Annotated in this window: 18 protein-coding genes and 1 other RNA gene; 10 read left to right on the forward strand and 9 right to left on the reverse strand. The window is 34.7% G+C overall.

All coding sequences use genetic code 11. From position 1 onward, the window contains the following. Positions 1-50: 50 nt before the first annotated feature. Positions 51-370: RNase P RNA component class A (gene rnpB / locus ACY2RS_RS11645), an RNA gene on the forward strand. Here rnpB and ACY2RS_RS11650 read toward each other — a convergent pair. The 4 genes from ACY2RS_RS11650 to ACY2RS_RS11665 all read right to left on the reverse strand — a co-directional run bounded on the left by ACY2RS_RS11650 (position 367) and on the right by ACY2RS_RS11665 (position 2,845). Continuing rightward, the gene (locus ACY2RS_RS11650) at positions 367-738 is read right to left on the reverse strand and encodes a hypothetical protein (RefSeq protein ID WP_490098832.1); all 372 of its coding nucleotides are present in this window, start codon (positions 736-738) and stop codon (positions 367-369) included. The genes rnpB and ACY2RS_RS11650 overlap by 4 nt on opposite strands. A gap of 94 nt (positions 739-832) precedes the next feature. Further along, positions 833-1,366: an RsmD family RNA methyltransferase gene (locus tag ACY2RS_RS11655; protein WP_490098833.1), complete on the reverse strand. Its 534-nt coding sequence runs from the start codon at positions 1,364-1,366 to the stop codon at positions 833-835. A 2-nt stretch (positions 1,367-1,368) separates the two neighbouring features. Beyond that, positions 1,369-2,190, reverse strand: coding sequence for a DUF3822 family protein (locus ACY2RS_RS11660; RefSeq protein ID WP_490098834.1), 822 nt, complete (start codon positions 2,188-2,190; stop codon positions 1,369-1,371). Next, entirely contained in the window at positions 2,159-2,845 is a 687-nt protein-coding gene (locus ACY2RS_RS11665; RefSeq protein ID WP_490098835.1) for a hypothetical protein, read from the reverse strand. Before ACY2RS_RS11665 ends, ACY2RS_RS11660 begins: the two co-directional genes overlap by 32 nt. A gap of 122 nt (positions 2,846-2,967) precedes the next feature. Here ACY2RS_RS11665 and ACY2RS_RS11670 point away from each other — a divergent pair, with 122 nt between their 5' ends. The 4 genes from ACY2RS_RS11670 (at position 2,968) to ACY2RS_RS11685 (ending at position 6,841) form a co-directional block, all read left to right on the forward strand. Further along, on the forward strand, positions 2,968-4,398 hold the full coding sequence (locus ACY2RS_RS11670) for an ATP-dependent DNA helicase (protein ID WP_490098836.1): 1,431 nt from the start codon (positions 2,968-2,970) through the stop codon (positions 4,396-4,398). A 594-nt stretch (positions 4,399-4,992) separates the two neighbouring features. Next, a complete protein-coding gene (kdsB, locus tag ACY2RS_RS11675) occupies positions 4,993-5,736 on the forward strand; it encodes a 3-deoxy-manno-octulosonate cytidylyltransferase (RefSeq protein ID WP_490098837.1) in 744 nt (247 codons plus the stop codon). Next, entirely contained in the window at positions 5,729-6,277 is a 549-nt protein-coding gene (locus tag ACY2RS_RS11680; RefSeq protein WP_490098838.1) for a GNAT family N-acetyltransferase, read from the forward strand. The genes kdsB and ACY2RS_RS11680 overlap by 8 nt, the downstream gene beginning before the upstream one ends. Before the next feature lie 27 nt (positions 6,278-6,304). Next, the gene (locus tag ACY2RS_RS11685) at positions 6,305-6,841 is read left to right on the forward strand and encodes a 1-acyl-sn-glycerol-3-phosphate acyltransferase (RefSeq protein WP_490098839.1); all 537 of its coding nucleotides are present in this window, start codon (positions 6,305-6,307) and stop codon (positions 6,839-6,841) included. A 130-nt stretch (positions 6,842-6,971) separates the two neighbouring features. Here ACY2RS_RS11685 and ACY2RS_RS11690 read toward each other — a convergent pair whose 3' ends face one another. Next, the gene (locus tag ACY2RS_RS11690) at positions 6,972-7,688 is read right to left on the reverse strand and encodes a YebC/PmpR family DNA-binding transcriptional regulator (protein ID WP_490098840.1); all 717 of its coding nucleotides are present in this window, start codon (positions 7,686-7,688) and stop codon (positions 6,972-6,974) included. Between the two features lie 236 nt (positions 7,689-7,924). On the opposite strand from ACY2RS_RS11690, the gene ACY2RS_RS11695 reads away from it, so the two are divergent. Then, a complete protein-coding gene (locus ACY2RS_RS11695; RefSeq protein WP_490098911.1) occupies positions 7,925-9,478 on the forward strand; it encodes a DEAD/DEAH box helicase in 1,554 nt (517 codons plus the stop codon). A gap of 391 nt (positions 9,479-9,869) precedes the next feature. Here the strand turns inward: ACY2RS_RS11695 and xerD are convergent, their stop codons facing one another. Further along, complete coding sequence (gene xerD, locus ACY2RS_RS11700; protein WP_490098841.1) at positions 9,870-10,772, reverse strand: site-specific tyrosine recombinase XerD; 903 nt, start codon at positions 10,770-10,772, stop codon at positions 9,870-9,872. Positions 10,773-10,896: 124 nt separating this feature from the next. Between xerD and ACY2RS_RS11705 the strand changes: the two genes are divergently transcribed. The 3 genes from ACY2RS_RS11705 to aroQ all read left to right on the forward strand — a co-directional run bounded on the left by ACY2RS_RS11705 (position 10,897) and on the right by aroQ (position 12,600). Beyond that, the gene (locus tag ACY2RS_RS11705) at positions 10,897-11,499 is read left to right on the forward strand and encodes a porin family protein (protein ID WP_490098842.1); all 603 of its coding nucleotides are present in this window, start codon (positions 10,897-10,899) and stop codon (positions 11,497-11,499) included. Between the two features lie 99 nt (positions 11,500-11,598). Then, positions 11,599-12,108: a hypothetical protein gene (locus ACY2RS_RS11710; protein WP_490098843.1), complete on the forward strand. Its 510-nt coding sequence runs from the start codon at positions 11,599-11,601 to the stop codon at positions 12,106-12,108. Positions 12,109-12,180: 72 nt separating this feature from the next. Beyond that, on the forward strand, positions 12,181-12,600 hold the full coding sequence (aroQ, locus tag ACY2RS_RS11715) for a type II 3-dehydroquinate dehydratase (protein ID WP_490098844.1): 420 nt from the start codon (positions 12,181-12,183) through the stop codon (positions 12,598-12,600). Positions 12,601-12,655: 55 nt separating this feature from the next. On the opposite strand, the gene ACY2RS_RS11720 is transcribed toward aroQ, so the two are convergent. Further along, positions 12,656-13,099, reverse strand: a complete 444-nt coding sequence (locus ACY2RS_RS11720) for a hypothetical protein (RefSeq protein ID WP_490098845.1) — start codon at positions 13,097-13,099, stop codon at positions 12,656-12,658. Positions 13,100-13,174: 75 nt separating this feature from the next. Here ACY2RS_RS11720 and ACY2RS_RS11725 point away from each other — a divergent pair, with 75 nt between their 5' ends. Next, entirely contained in the window at positions 13,175-13,852 is a 678-nt protein-coding gene (locus tag ACY2RS_RS11725) for a DUF2461 domain-containing protein (protein ID WP_490098846.1), read from the forward strand. A 53-nt stretch (positions 13,853-13,905) separates the two neighbouring features. Here ACY2RS_RS11725 and ACY2RS_RS11730 read toward each other — a convergent pair whose 3' ends face one another. Both ACY2RS_RS11730 and ACY2RS_RS11735 read right to left on the reverse strand, forming a co-directional pair. Beyond that, the gene (locus ACY2RS_RS11730; protein WP_490098847.1) at positions 13,906-15,204 is read right to left on the reverse strand and encodes an OmpA family protein; all 1,299 of its coding nucleotides are present in this window, start codon (positions 15,202-15,204) and stop codon (positions 13,906-13,908) included. A gap of 88 nt (positions 15,205-15,292) precedes the next feature. Further along, positions 15,293-15,697 carry a glyoxalase gene (locus ACY2RS_RS11735; protein WP_490098848.1) on the reverse strand — a complete coding sequence of 135 codons (405 nt, stop codon included), beginning with the start codon at positions 15,695-15,697 and terminating at the stop codon, positions 15,293-15,295. Positions 15,698-15,792: the final 95 nt, after the last annotated feature.

Here is a 15,792-nt window from a genome sequence, read left to right on the forward strand (position 1 = left end):
ATAGCCCTGAGTATTTTACGGTATTTATTAACAATAATGATACTTTTGTCACAGCAGGTCGCCTTATCGCTTCAAACTAGTTTTGAGGAGGAAAGTCCGGGCACCATAGGGGCGCATAGCGGCTAACGGCCGTCACCCGCCATAGGCGAGGTAGGACCAGTGCAACAGAAAGAATGTACAGGTAATGCTGTAGTGAAACCAGGTAAACTCTATGCGGTGAAATGCCACGTATACCAGCGTTAAGGGTTCCCGCCCATGCTGGAGGGTAGGCAGATTGAATATAGGTGTAAATCTATATCTAGATAAATGATAAGGAATTTTTGGCACAAGCCAGATTGAACAGAACCCGGCTTATAGACCTGCTTTTTATAATTTACTTTCTATAAAGGAAATACATTCTTCTATTGTGTAAAAAGCCTCTATGTCTTTGTAGAATGCCTTTTCAAATGTTGCATTATTATAGTTAGCTTCATCAAAACAGAGAATGGCCATTCCTTTAAGACGTTCTAATTTTGCACATTCTAAATAGCAGGTAGGATTTACGGTATAATCATTTACTCTTTTGGCAATGAGTCCAAAATCTTTGCCCGGAAAATAACTATCAAATACTTCGTAAATAGTGGCTAGTTCTTTTACATCAAATACAACACCTTCTTTGGTGGTTGTAATGAGATAATCGGGGTATATTTCAATATGGACAAAGTCCAAATCAATGGTTTTGAGGAGTGAGGTTTGCATCAAATTAGGGTGTTTATTCTATAAGTATAGCAGGGTATAAGCACTTGCTATTTCTCAAAAATATGCTTTTTTTTGAATAAAAAAAATGGAACTGCTATTCAAAAAAACTGAAAACAGAACCACCATATCTTCTTGATTCTGTAAAGCGCTCAAAAGCAGAAACATCGGTGTGTTTTGTATGTTCTAAAATGAAGGTTCCTTCTTTTGATACGAGTCCGTTTTTAAACGAATTTTGGATTAATTCTTCCAATTGTTCTATTGTGAAGTCATAAGGCGGATCAGCAAAAATGATATCGAAAGATCTTGAGGCTACTTTGGTGTATTTAAAAACATCTCCCTTTATGGCATGAATATTAAAATCAAGTTCTTCGGAAATTTTAGATATGTACTTTACACAGCCAAAATGACCATCAACCGCTGTGATGTCTTTACAACCTCTAGAAGCAAACTCGTAACTAATATTTCCGGTACCCGAAAAAAGATCTAGTAATGATAGCTGACTAAAACTATATCGGTTGTTAAGGATGTTAAACAAACCTTCTTTGGCAAAATCTGTGGTTGGACGAACGGGTAAGGTTTTTGGTGCTGTTAGGCGTTTTCCTTTGTGTGTTCCAGAAATGATGCGCATGCTTATAGGTTTGAAATGATTTTGTGAATGTGTTTTGGTGTTTCTTCTATTTGAAGTCCTTTTTTATTTTCATCAAAATGAATGTGTCTTACATAGGTGAAAAGCTGCCCATATAAATCGTCATTTTCACGAATAGCACCACTTAGTATAATAGGATCTTTTTCTGGTTGTAAGCCAAGTTGCTCGTAGCAAAATAGAATGTAATAGATAAAGTCCTCTGGAGTTTTGTAGGTGTAACTATTGCACAATTGTAATTGGTTGTTTTTTGTTATAATGCACGTAAAATGATCTTTAAATACATGAAGGAAAATATTGCTTTCTAGTCCTGCATTTGATGAGTTTAAGATGCTCTTTAAAAGTTTTGTGGTTGCGTGGAAATAGGAGAAGCTACCAAATGTTTCAAAAAAGAAATTATTGATATTAACATAGGGAGTATACACAACACATAGTTCTTGTGTGTTGAGTTCATCGTGAGCAATAAAGTCTGTAGCTAGTATTTTAGAATTAAATTTTAAATACTCTGCTGCTTTTTGTTCGTCAAATAATGAAGTGGGAACTACCGTAGCAATATCATTGGCATGGATTAATACAATCTCATCAAATGAATCGTCTGCTATGTTGTTTTGGTGAAGTTCTTTTTTTAGAAGTTCTAATAATGATTGGGGAGTGGTTACGTGGTCAAAGGATGTTTCAGAAAAAAACAGTACTTCTTTGGTAACCGTATGGGTTATTAAAAAAGAATGTCCGGTCAATGAAATTTGAACGGACAGTCTTTTATGTGAGGGTAACCCCTTATTGTTGTTTTTTGGTTTCTTCAGCGTCATATATTTTTGGCCAGTTACCAGAAGTGTCAATATCTTCTAATGAACCTACAGTAATGTAAGCTCCATTTACTCCTTCTACAGAAACTACTTGCTCTTCTTGTTGTAATAAATCTTTATCAAGATCTCCTAACACTATTTTCTTCGCTACTCTTGCTTCGAAAGCAGAATAGGTTGTTTTGTTTTTTACAACTTCTCCAGCTTTTAACTCAATTTTTCCAGAGATGTTTTCTGCTTCTAATGGAAGGTTCATCATTGTTTTGTAACGATCACTACCTTTAAATAGAGAATCTTTTACTGGAGTGTATCCAAGTGTATCAATAATTACTTTTTCTAAAATATAACCACCTGTTTTTGGATCCAATCCGTACGCTTTATTTTTCTTCTCATCTGCAAAACTTGTATCACGACGTTGAATGTTAGCAAACTGAGCTGTATCGATAAAGCGAACCAAGCTATCAAAACTTCCAGTAAATTTTCCAGTAATCTCTTTATGTGCTAGTTCTGCAGCACGAATATCTTTTAAATTCTTAATTACTTTGGCATAACGTGCATCACGTTTTTCATTAAACTCAACAGGCCCAATAATAGAGCTATATAGTTTCCATCCTAAAAAGATAATAAGTAACCAAAGAACAAGTTGTAAGATTAATTTCATTATAAAGAAAATTTAGTTTTTATATATAATAAGGTCTATCGCAAATCTACAATTTTTTTTTGTTGGTAAAAGTATATTCTTAAAAATAATGGCATCTTTAAACCCTGAAAGAAACCTGTTTTATGGATGTATCACATTTTTATAGTTTGTTGAAAAGCGATTTCCCGCATAACACTACTGCAAAACAGGATATTGCGTTACAGTTGCTCTCTAAATTCGTTTTGAGTGATGCTAAAAATGAGGTATTTCTTTTAAAAGGATATGCTGGAACTGGAAAAACGACCACTACAGGTACACTTGTAAAAAATCTTTGGAAAGCAAAAATGTCGGCAGTATTGTTGGCTCCAACAGGTAGAGCTGCCAAGGTAATTAGCAATTATGCGAACCAGGAAGCCTTTACCATTCACAGAAAAATATACTACCCTAAACCAAAAAAAGGGGGAGGAGTCTCTTTTACACTTCAAAATAACAAGCATAGAAATACCATATTTATGGTAGATGAAGCTTCTATGATACCAGATATTAATCAGGATGCAAAGTTGTTTGAAAATGGTTCATTGTTAGATGATTTGCTACAATACATCTACAGCGGTCATAATTGTAAGTTGTTACTTATTGGAGACACAGCACAGTTGCCGCCGGTAAAATTAGATGTTAGCCCTGCATTAGATGCACGTACTTTAGAAAACCAGTTTAACAAAGAAGTGATCGAAATTGAGTTAGACGACGTAGTACGTCAACAACATGATAGCGGGATTTTGTGGAATGCTACAAAATTGAGAGAGACGCTTAATGAAGGTATTTTTGATCGGTTTAAATTTAGCAACCAAGAATTTCCAGATGTTGTTCGGCCACAAGATGGTATGGAGATTATGAATGCCCTTGAAGAGCATTATAATAGTGAAGACAATGATAATACTGTCTTAATTGTACGTTCTAATAAACGCGCAAACTTGTATAACCAAAGTATTCGAAGTCGGATATTATTTCAAGAAGATGAGCTGGCAACGGGAGATAGATTGATGGTGGTAAAAAATAATTACCACTGGGTATCTAGTGAAAGCGATGCCGGATTTATTGCTAATGGTGATATTATTCAGGTTTTAGAGATTTTTAGATTTGTAGAATTATACGGATTTCGCTTTGCGGAAGTAAAAGTACAACTAGCAGATTACCCAAGAATGAAGGCGTTTGAAACGGTATTATTGTTAGATACGTTAACCTCAGAAACCCCTTCATTAACCTATGAAGACTCCAACCGTTTGTATCAAGAAGTCATGAAAGATTACGAGCATGAAACGTCTAAGTTTAAAAAGTTTCAGGCCGTTAAGAAAAATCGATATTTCAATGCCTTGCAAATTAAGTTCTCCTATGCCATTACCTGTCATAAGAGTCAGGGTGGACAATGGCAAAACGTCTTTGTAGAACAACCTTATTTGCCAAATGGAGTTGATAAAGATTACCTGCGTTGGCTCTATACTGCGATAACAAGAGCGCAAGAAAAGTTATATTTGATTGGTTTTAAAGAAGATTTTTTTGAAGAAGATCTTTAGGGAATGTTGAATGTCTAATGAAGAATAATGAATGACGAATGACCGATGACCGATGAGGGAAAAAAGTATTCAGTGCTCAGTATCAGTTGGCAGTATTGTCTAATTTCAAAATTCAACTTTGCCTCTTTATAACTTTAAAACGAATGATGGATGACCGATGACCGATGATGGTTGAATTTAATTTTAAAATGAAATAATGGCAAAAAGCTTTGCTCCTTTTAGGGTTGGGGTATACAAAGCTTTTTGCGAATGATGAGTGTTGAATGTCAAATGACGAATGACGGGTGACGGATGATGGATGAGGAAAAATAAGTATTTAGTGCTCAGTGGCAGTTGGCAGTATTGTCTAATTTGAAAATTATTGACGAATAATGCAGTTAGAAAATTAATTTCATTTTTGCTAAAGGCTAAAGGCTAAAGGCTAAAGGCTAAAGGCTAAAGGCTAAAGGCTAAAGGCTAAAGGCAAAAGCTAAAGGCTAAAGGCTAAAGACTAAAAGTTGTACTTGTGGTTTCTTCGGAAATTTTAGTTTGAAGAAAGCTGTTTTAGAACATAACATTTCAGAAAAGAATATCTTTGTAAAGCGAAATACATTTATGAAAATAATAGCAATGATACCGGCGCGCTATGAAGCGTCTCGATTTCCAGGAAAACTTATGCAAGACTTAGGAGGCAAAACAGTTATTTTGCGTACCTATGAAGCTACCCTACAAACGCAGTTGTTTGATGACGTGTATGTGGTGACAGATAGCGACATTATTTTCCAAGAAATAACCCAACATGGCGGTAAAGCAATCATGAGTGTTAAAGAACATGAATGTGGTAGTGACCGTATTGCGGAAGCGATTGAAGATATGGATATCGATATCGTGGTGAATGTGCAAGGAGACGAGCCTTTTACCAATAAAAAAGTGTTGGAAGAAGTATTGGCAGTTTTTAAAGAGGAAGATGCAGAAAAAATTGATTTAGCTTCTTTAATGGTGCGCTTGTACGATCTTGAAGAAATTGAAAATCCTAATAATGTAAAGGTGATTGTGAACAAAGAAAACTTTGCGCAATACTTTTCTAGATCTCCCATTCCATATCCGCGAGAAAAAAATATGGAAATACCCTATTACAAGCATATTGGGATTTATGCCTTTAGAAAACAAGCCTTATTAGATTTTTACCATTTGCCTATGGGTACCCTTGAGGCTGCCGAGAAAATAGAATGCATTCGTTATCTTGAATACGGTAAAAACATAAAAATGGTACCTACCAAAGAGCAAAGTGTTGGGATAGACACTCCAGAAGATTTAGTGAAAGCCAATGCCATGATAAAGGAACAAAAAGATGTCTAAGCAAGGCATTATAGCCACAAAAAGAACCCGATTACGATACATCGATGCTAGTGACCTTAAATCCATTCATAGGTTACATGCCATTCCTGAAGTTGCGCGATACAATACCTTGGCAATTCCTAAAAGCCTGGAAGAAACAAAAGCAATTGTCGCTCCTCTACTTTTGGCTTTAGAAGCTAATCCAATAAAAAAGTACACCTTAGTAATTGAAGCTTTAGACTCAAATATGTTTGTGGGCTTGTTTGGTATTAATGTTGGAGATTCGAAATATGCTAGGGCAGAGATTTGGTATAAATTGCACCCAAAACATTGGAACCAAGGCTATGCTACAGAAATAGTAAAGGAAGTATTAGACTTTTGTTTCAAGACGCTGCAACTGCATAGAGTTGAGGCTGGATGCGCCGTTGAAAATCTAGGTTCTATTAGAGTGCTTGAAAAATCAGGATTTACAAGGGAGGGTCGATGTAGAGAAATACTTCCTTTGGCATCTGGATGGTCAGATAATTTTGAATATGCTATTTTGGAAACCGATCCTAGATAGGCTACCTTTACATAATAATAACATTTTATGGGGTTTGCAAAATTTATATACCACAACCTATTAGGTTGGAAAATAGACGGCGATTTTGATCGTTCGATAAAAAAATCGGTACTCATTGTAGCACCACATACAAGTTATGTAGATTTCATTTTGTCTATTCTTGCACGTCGCATCTTAAAGATACAAATCAATTTTGTTGGTAAGAAAGAATTGTTTAAACCTCCTTTTGGTTGGTATTTTAAATGGATGGGTGGTGCACCTTTAAATAGAGGAAAGGCAGAAAACAAAGTACAGGCCATTGCCAATGTTTTTGAAAGCCATGAAGAGTTTCGATTGGCCATTGCTCCAGAAGGGACTAGAGAAAAAGTGGATAGCTGGAAAACAGGGTATTACTATATTGCCACAACTGCAAAAGTGCCTATTATCTCAATACGATTTGATTACAAAAACAAAGTAATGGGCATAAGTGAAGCTTTTTACCCAACAGGAGATATCACAGTGGATGAGCCCATTTTAAAAGAGTACTATAAAGGTATTGTTGGTAAAGTACCTGAGTGGAGTTGAGTTTAAAAGATGCAAAGCCACAAAGTTTCAAAGGGACAAATAGTTTATAAGTTTATGTGTTTAAAAGTTTAGGGATTTATTAGTTTAAGAGATGCTCGGTTTATAATTTCACCAATCACCAATCACCAATCTACGCCGTTTCCTCCATGGTGTGATATACGTTTTGTACATCATCGTCTTCTTCGAGTTTTTCTAATAACTTTTCTACATCGGCTGCTTGTTCTTCAGTAAGTGCTTTGGTTACTTGCGGGATACGTTCAAAACCAGAAGATAAAATTTCAATAGCATTCGATTCTAGGAAGTTTTGAATATTTCCGAAGCTCTCAAAAGGAGCATAGATTAAAACACCATCTTCATCTTCAAATATTTCTTCTACACCAAAGTCAATCAATTCTAGTTCTAATTCTTCCAAATCCATGTCGCCAACATTTACTCTAAAATTACACACATGGTCAAACATAAATACTACAGAGCCTGAGGTACCTAAATTACCATCGGTTTTATTAAAGTACGAACGCACATTGGCTACCGTTCTGGTATTGTTATCTGTAGCAGTTTCTATAAGTACCGCAATACCGTGTTGCGCATACCCTTCAAATAGTACTTCTTTAAAATCACCTAAGCTTTTGTCACTAGCACGTTTTATGGCACGTTCTACATTGTCTTTAGGCATGTTTACAGCTTTTGCATTCTGTATTACAGCACGCAAACGAGAATTTGAATCTGGATCTGGACCACCTTCTTTAACTGCCATTACAATGTCTTTACCAATTCTAGTAAAGGCCTTGCTCATAGCAGACCAACGTTTCATTTTTCTTGCTTTTCTAAATTCAAAAGCTCTTCCCATAGTAGTGTTTTTAAGTAAAGTTCAAATATAAAAAATACCCGCTCTAAATACCAATGCTCCTATAAAAAGTTTTCTTGCTGAAATTTTAAAAGGGGATATTGCGTTAGGTATATAGTAGCTTTTGCAAGCAACCTTTTTTTATTTTAAAATTTCAGAAAAAAACTACGCAACTCTCATTGTATAAGTCACAAAAGAACGTAATTTTGCGACTTGCAAAAATTCTCATTATTTTGGCTATAGACACTTCAAATAGTATTGACGAAACGAAAACTGGTAAAGATTTATACGCCTATCAAAAGGGCGCTATAAGTAAGATTTTTAAAGCGTTTGATGATGCTGCAGAGGATTATCATTTGTTATACCAATTGCCAACAGGTGGAGGGAAAACTGTAATCTTTTCTGAAATTGTGAGGCAGTACCTCAAAAACCATAACAAACGTGTCTTGATCATGACACACCGTATTGAACTTTTAAAGCAAACCTCTAAAATGCTTACTGAGTTTGGTGTGATTAATAAAGTCGTTAACAGTACTGCAAACTTAGATGATCAGGATCAATATAGTTGCTTTGTGGCAATGGTTGAAACACTAAACAATAGATTACAAGATGACAAGCTCGATATTAGTGATGTAGGACTTGTTATTATTGATGAAGCACACTATAATTCATTTACCAAGCTCTTCAAATTTTTTGAGAAATCATTTATATTAGGGGTTACTGCAACTCCTTTAAGTTCGAATATCAAGTTGCCTATGAATGACAACTACGATGAGCTTATCGTAGGTGAAACTATTGAGGCTTTAATTGAAAATGAGTTTTTAGCTAGTGCCAATACCTTTAGTTATAATGTTGGACTAACCTCTCTTGAAGTTGGTGCAAATGGGGATTATACGGTAAAATCTTCAGAAGATTTATACACCACGAATGACATGCTTAGCAAGCTTATGCAAGCATACGAGGAGCGTTCTAAGGGTAAGAAAACGCTTATTTTTAATAATGGTATTAATACCTCCTTGCATGTGTATGATGCTTTTAGTTATGCAGGCTATCCTATCATGCACCTAGATAATACTGCCACAAAAAAGCAACGCAAAGAAATTTTAAATTGGTTTCATGAAACGCCAGATGCTATTTTAACATCGGTGAGTATTTTAACTACAGGTTTTGATGAGCCTACGGTAGAGTCTATTATCTTAAATAGAGCTACAAAATCATTAACGCTATACTACCAAATGATTGGTCGTGGGTCTCGTATCCTTAAAAATAAAACGACTTTTGATGTTATTGATTTAGGAAATAATTTCCATCGTTTTGGGCCCTGGGGAGCAGACTTAGATTGGCAACGTATTTTTAGGTCTCCAAATTATTATCTGGATAATTTGATGGATGATGAAGAGCTAGAAAGTTATTTCAGCTATGAAATGCCGGAGGCCTTACGTGAAGAGTTTTCGAAGACTGAAGATGTGAGTTTCGATATTAAAAAAGCCTATACCAATTCTGTAAAAGCCGGAGAGTCATCTAAAGTAATTTTAGAGCGTTCTATTGCACAGCATGCATACATCTGTACAGAAAATAGTGAAGATGTCTACGACGCATTAGATTTGGCTAAGAAATTAGGAGATGATATTGACTTTAGAATTGAGCGCTATTCAAAATGTATTAGTAAGAGTACCCATAACTTTATTAGTTGGCTTAAAAACGATTATCGTATAAAATTGCGTAGTCATTTAAGAACTAATTTTGATGAAATCTACGAGGGTATCCACGGACATCCGCCACCAGAAGATTGATTTTTTACCATTCGCTTTGCTCATTGAGAGAAAAAGTTTAGGTGTTTAGGAGTATGTTTTTAAACTTTCGTAATTCGTTATTCGTTATTGAGTTACTAAGGTATAAAGTAGCAAAGATTCAAAGTTTCTAATCTTCAAATCGTCACATTTTCATCCCGATAGCTATCGGGATTTCATCTGCCAACTGCAACTGAGCACTGCATACTTATTTTAGTCATTCGTCATTCGTTGTAAAGTTTCAAAGGAGCAAAGAGGCAAAGAGGCAAAGTAGCAAAGATGTAAAGAAGCAAAGAAGTTGAGAGCTGAGGGTGAATTTTCAAATTGTCCAATCTTCAAATCAAACAATACTGCCAACTGCTACTGACACTGCATACTTAATTTTCGACATTCTTCAATCGTTTTTCCTTGGATGAAATTTAGCAATAGTTTCTTGTAAAAAAGAGGTCTCAATATGGGTGTAAATTTCTGTGGTTGTAATGCTTTCGTGTCCTAGCATTTGTTGTATAGCACGTAAATCGGCTCCGTTTTCTAAGAGGTGGGTCGCAAATGAGTGTCTAAAGGTGTGTGGACTAATGGTTTTGTCAATACCTGCCTTTTCTGCTAACTGTTTAATGATGGTAAAAATCATAGCACGGGTTAGGCCATTTCCGCGTCTATTTAAAAACAAGGTGTCTTGTGCTTCGGGTTTTATTTTTTGATGTACCCGCACTTGTTTTCTGTACAATTCAATGTATTTAATAGTGGTGTCTCCAATGGGTACAAAGCGTTGCTTGTCTCCTTTTCCTGTAATTTTTATAAACCCTTCTTGGAAGAATAAATCTGAAATTTTAAGGGTAATCAATTCGGTGACACGTAAGCCACAGCCGTATAGGGTTTCGAGCATGGCTCTGTTACGTTCCCCTTGCGGACTGCTTAGATCGATGGCTTTAATAAGTTGATCAATTTCTTCAATGGCTAGTGTATCGGGTAGTTTCCTACCAATTTTTGGGCTCTCTATTAATTCTAGTGGGTTTGTAGTTCTATATTCTTCAAAAATGAGATAATTAAAAAAACCTTTCAAACCTGAGATGATTCTACTTTGCGATCTTGGGTTTACATCTTTAGCAATGGTGTAAATGAACTGTTGAAGTATTTCTGCAGAAATTTTATTTGGAGAGCTAGTGGTTTTAGTGTCTTCTAACCAGCAAATTAACTTCTTGATGTCTAACGAATAGTTTGCAATAGAATTTGCAGACAAGCCTCGCTCTATACGAAGATAATTTTGATAATCTTTAAGTGCTTGGTTCCATTTCACAGGTTAAAAATAGGCTAATTTTTGTATATTTAAATAATAATAAAGAATCCGACCCCAAATTTGTTAACCCTTTGTTGAGATCTACATTAACTAGACAAACAATAACAATTTTAAAACACACATTATGAAAAAATTAGTCGTATTTATTTGTTTCACTTTTTTATTTGCTACTTCTGCGATAGCACAGGATTTTAAGTTTGGTGTAAAAGCGGGTCTTAACGTTTCGAGTATTGGTGGAGATGCTTTTGTTGGTGCAACTTTTGATACCAGGATAGCCTATCATGTTGGAGTTTTTGCTCAGGTGCCTTTATTAGGTAAATTCTCGCTACAACCAGAAGTATTGTATTCTGCACAAGGTAGTAATTTTGGTGGAGTACTTGGGTTCTCTGAATTCGATAATCAATTATTGAACTATGTTAATGTGCCAATTTTAGCGAAGTATCGAATCATAAAGGGATTGTCTGCCGAGGCTGGACCAGTTGTTGGTGTTCTCGTATCTGCAAATGGTAATGTTTTTGACAGTAATGGTAATACTATAGATGGTAAAGACGCTTACAATACTCTAGATGCAGGATTTGCTATAGGAGCATCGTATGCAATGGATAGTGGTTTTGTATTTGGATTGCGATACAATAAAGGAATTACTAACATTAATAATGGAGATTTTTTAAATGGAAGTAACCAAAACAATGTATTTCAAATACATGCAGGGTATTCTTTCTTATAGAAATGTTTAACGTAAAATATGAAAAGTGGAAGCTGGTGCTTCCACTTTTTTATTGGGCTAAATAGTGTATTTTTGTGCTTTAATTATAAAATAAAAAGCATGAAAAAAGTATATATATTACTTTGTTTAATAGCAGGATTAGGAGTTTCTCAAGCCCAAGGTTTTAAAGCTGGTTTTGCCCCAGGATATGTTACTGAACTAGAATCTGTTACAGGAAGTGTTGATTTAATTTATGAATTTTCTGAAAAGTGGGGTCTAAGTAACACTACCATGTTTACGGTAAATGAGCTTGAAAATAATAATCGCCTAAAATGGCTTGGTTTTGATTTAAATGCACGCTATAAGGTATATGATGAATTTTACGGATTAGTAGGCGGACAGCTATTATTTGAATCACTTGTTGAGAAAACATTTGTCGGAGGCTTTGTCTCTGGAGAGAATACTGTAAATTCTTCCGAAATTGGTGCAAACATAGGTGTTGGTTATAAATATCATATCATTAGCAATGCAAATGTTTTTGCCGAAATAAAGTACACACTTATAGAATCTGTACCACTAGATAGTTCTGGGTATATCCACGCAAGACTGGGGATGGTATTTGATTTTTAAAAACACGATGCACATTATTTAAAAACGAAAGAAGTCAATTTCTTTCGTTTTTTTATTTTCTATATTTGATATATGAAACTGATCATCATTAATGGACCAAATTTAAACTTACTCGGTAAAAGAGAGCCCGAAATCTATGGAGCTACTTCTTTTGAAGCTTTTTTAAAGTCACTTCAAACTCAATATGCCAACCAAGAAATTTCTTATTTTCAAAGTAATATCGAAGGGGAGCTTATAGATAAATTGCAGGAAGTTGGATTTAGTTATGATGGAATCATTTTAAATGCAGGTGCCTATACACATACTTCTATTGGTATAGGTGATGCTGTTAAAGCAATTACAAGTCCAGTAGTAGAAGTCCATATTTCAAATACCTTCTCTAGAGAATCGTTTAGACATCAATCTTATATTTCTCCAGCAGCAGTAGGTGTGATCCTAGGGTTTGGGTTAAAAAGCTACCAATTGGCTATTGAGAGTTTCCTAAGTAAATAAAAAAGCCTATAAACTTATCGTTCATAGGCTTTTTAGTTATTATTGTTATTTAATGTTATACTAGCCATCCTTTTTGAGCTGCTCCTTTGCTATAGTAATACAAAAAGATGCAGATTATAATAACAATGATAGGCATGATAGCAGCTTGCATTCCCATAAGCTCAATGGTGTTCGTGCCTAAAAGCCAATAGCCTTGTACTACGAGTACTGTAATTAGAGAAATTAAAAATAGCGGTATTGCCATTTTTTTGCGCATTAATAAAGCAATGCATCCTAGTACTCCAGTAATGGTACAAATACCAAAAAATACATAATACCAACTAGGTGTATTGGTAAATAGCGCCATCTGTTCTTCGGTATACATTTCTTTGTATGTTTCAAGCATTGTATCTTGCATAAAAGTAGCAGCTACAAATTGAAAAAGGCCCATAATGTTCCAAACGAGTGCTACAATAGCAATCACCCAAAAGGCTGTTTTTGGTTTGTTTAGTGTGTTCATAATCGTTGGTTTTAAAAAGTTGTTGCCATAAATATATGAAAAATACATTATATTTAATTTTAAAAGGATAGGATAATGACTACGAATGTAACTAAGGCTTCTTTAGATTTTTTAAAACAACTTCATCAAAACAATCACAAAGATTGGATGCAAGAACATAAAAAGCAATACCAAGCAAGTGAGACTTCTTTAAAGGAATTGTATGCAGAAATTTTAAAGGGTTTGTCTGTTAGTGATGAAATAGAAAAACAAAAAATATTTAGAATCAATAGAGACATTCGTTTCAGTAAAAATAAAACGCCTTATAATAGTCATAGAAGTGTAAGTTGGAGTAGAGCAGGAGCTCATAGAAGAGGTGGCTACTATTTGCGTGTTGAGCCTGGGAAATGTGCAATAGCGGGTGGTTTCTTTAGCCCAGAGCCAAAAGATGTATTAAGAATTCGTAAAGAGTTTGAAATGGATAGTGAAGAAATTCGAAAAATATTGAGTACAAAAGAGTTTAAAAATTTCTTCGGAAATTTTAATCAAGAATATGCTGTTAAGACGGCACCAAAAGGTTTTAGTAAAGAGGACCCTAATATCGATTTAATTCGATTAAAAAGCTTTTTTGTAGTACATGAATTTACAGACAAAGAGGTTATGTCTTCTAATTTTTCAGCTAAAGTGGTAAAAGGATTTGAACTCTTACGACCTTATTTCGATTATATGAGTGATGTACTTACCACAGACCTCAATGGCGAATCTATTATATAAAAAAAAGCCGACTCTTTTAAAGAGTTGGCTTTTTTACTATTTGGTATTATTTTTTAGTTTAATTTAAAAGTTACTCTTCTAACAAGTTGTCTTGCTTCTTTTGAACCTTTATCTACACTTGCGTCTTCTCCATTACCTGTATGCGATAATCTGTTTCCGTTTACGCCAGAAGCTACTAAAATATCATATACTTTCTTTGCTCTTTTAGCAGATAAATTGCTATTATAGTTTGCATCTCCAAGTTCATCTGCATAACCAATTAGCTGAGCAGTTGCATTAGGATTTTGTTTCATATACGTTTTTAAGTAGTTAATTGCATTTAATGAGTACGATTGTGGTTGTGTACTATTAAATTTAAAGTAAACATTTACATATCCTTTTTCGATTAATCTCTTGATAAGATCTTTATCAGATAAAGTACTAGAGTTTCCTTTTGTGTAGTCAGACTCATTTACAAATCTCTTGTCGAGTGATGGCTCTATTTCATCTGGAATACCATTTTCGTTTTGATCGACTGCAATTCCTTTTGTGTTCACTGCTACACCTGAATATGTGTTTTGCTCTCTATCTAAGTAGTCTGCAACACCATCTTGATCTGTATCGATAAGATCTGTTTCAACTTTTGCAAGGCGTTCCTCTAATTCTTCAATTTTTGTTTTTAATTCGTCTGTTTTTTCTTCAACAAACCAATCAATGTGTCTGTCGTTTTCTCCAAGGTAGAAAGAAAAACCAGCAGACATGTTATATAATAATCCGTCGTCGATAGTTCTTGAAGCACTCGTAATTTCTTGAGTTCCATCCCAAGTATCGTTGGCTCCCATATGACCAATAAGTGTAAGGTCTAAGTTAAAAGAAAAACGATCTGTTATTCTTAACTGTGGTGTCAATCCAGCAGTAATGTTTACAGAATGATCTTGTGTACTGTCATCTAAAGGGGCTTTTCCATCTAAATTAGAATATCCAGCTCCTGTATGAAATAATAGTCCCATTCTATCTGAAAAATCTGAAAAACCTAACATGCTTCCTAGATTTACAACTCCTTCTATGGTTCCTCTGAAATATCCAACTTCAAAAGGTTGCGTACCATCATTTTCAGTAATGTTGTTGTATCCAAAAACAGCTCTCATACCAAACTTGTTATTGAACATGTGTCTAAGACCAATAGATCCCTGATAAAAACTTGGGTCAGTTCCATCAAATCCTGGGGCGTATGGTCTAGAAGCTATGTGCATACCAGCTCCGAAGTCTACCGACCATTTGTTAAAAGATTCTGTAGTTATTTCACTTTCTTGTGAAAATAATGTTCCTGTAAATAGTACAAAAGAGATAAGTACTAGTAAAATTTTTTTCATGGTTTGTTATTAAAATTCGGCTGCAAAACTAACATTAAATGTGTGTTAATCAAGCATTTTTTTGAATTTTATAAAAAATATGAAAAAACTACGCTGCTACAATTTCAAATTGCATGAGATTGCTCTTCAATCGTTCTTTTGTGATGTTCATCATACGTTTGTTTAGCGCAGACGAATTGGCAATATATTGTTCATACTCATTAGTAGTGAATTGTCCAATAAACATGCCTTTTAGTGCATTTCTAAACTTAATATCTTTTTGAATTGCAGTATCAATGTATTCCAATCGTTTGTCAATGGTTAGATTGTAAAATACATTTTTGTGTTTTCTTATATAGTTTTTGAAAACCAATACAAATAAGTCGTTTTGTAATTTTGCTATGGGTCTAATCGTAGCGTTTTGAAAGTATTCTTCACTAGACATACCATCTGTAATTCTAGCGTTAGGAAGTTGGGGTCTGTTTGCTAGTAATTGTGCATCTCGGGTTTCCATTATCATTCGGGTTTCTATAAAGATACACTTTGTTTCTCCTTGTTTTGTGCTTTGGAGCTCAAGTTATAAACAGCACTATCAACAACCTAATGCGT

It is taken from the genome of Patiriisocius sp. 208BN25-11 (genome assembly GCF_058147145.1).

Bases quoted from the DNA above. Each gene is read 5' to 3' on its own strand.
- ACY2RS_RS11650 (WP_490098832.1), bottom strand. From the start codon at position 738: ATGCAAACCTCACTCCTCAAAACCATTGATTTGGACTTTGTCCATATT.
- ACY2RS_RS11655 (WP_490098833.1), bottom strand. From the start codon at position 1,366: ATGCGCATCATTTCTGGAACACACAAAGGAAAACGCCTAACAGCACCA.
- ACY2RS_RS11660 (WP_490098834.1), bottom strand. From the start codon at position 2,190: ATGACGCTGAAGAAACCAAAAAACAACAATAAGGGGTTACCCTCACAT.
- ACY2RS_RS11665 (WP_490098835.1), bottom strand. From the start codon at position 2,845: ATGAAATTAATCTTACAACTTGTTCTTTGGTTACTTATTATCTTTTTA.
- ACY2RS_RS11670 (WP_490098836.1), top strand. From the start codon at position 2,968: ATGGATGTATCACATTTTTATAGTTTGTTGAAAAGCGATTTCCCGCAT.
- kdsB (WP_490098837.1), top strand. From the start codon at position 4,993: ATGAAAATAATAGCAATGATACCGGCGCGCTATGAAGCGTCTCGATTT.
- ACY2RS_RS11680 (WP_490098838.1), top strand. From the start codon at position 5,729: ATGTCTAAGCAAGGCATTATAGCCACAAAAAGAACCCGATTACGATAC.
- ACY2RS_RS11685 (WP_490098839.1), top strand. From the start codon at position 6,305: ATGGGGTTTGCAAAATTTATATACCACAACCTATTAGGTTGGAAAATA.
- ACY2RS_RS11690 (WP_490098840.1), bottom strand. From the start codon at position 7,688: ATGGGAAGAGCTTTTGAATTTAGAAAAGCAAGAAAAATGAAACGTTGG.
- ACY2RS_RS11705 (WP_490098842.1), top strand. From the start codon at position 10,897: ATGAAAAAATTAGTCGTATTTATTTGTTTCACTTTTTTATTTGCTACT.
- ACY2RS_RS11710 (WP_490098843.1), top strand. From the start codon at position 11,599: ATGAAAAAAGTATATATATTACTTTGTTTAATAGCAGGATTAGGAGTT.
- aroQ (WP_490098844.1), top strand. From the start codon at position 12,181: ATGAAACTGATCATCATTAATGGACCAAATTTAAACTTACTCGGTAAA.
- ACY2RS_RS11720 (WP_490098845.1), bottom strand. From the start codon at position 13,099: ATGAACACACTAAACAAACCAAAAACAGCCTTTTGGGTGATTGCTATT.
- ACY2RS_RS11725 (WP_490098846.1), top strand. From the start codon at position 13,175: ATGACTACGAATGTAACTAAGGCTTCTTTAGATTTTTTAAAACAACTT.
- ACY2RS_RS11730 (WP_490098847.1), bottom strand. From the start codon at position 15,204: ATGAAAAAAATTTTACTAGTACTTATCTCTTTTGTACTATTTACAGGA.
- ACY2RS_RS11735 (WP_490098848.1), bottom strand. From the start codon at position 15,697: ATGGAAACCCGAGATGCACAATTACTAGCAAACAGACCCCAACTTCCT.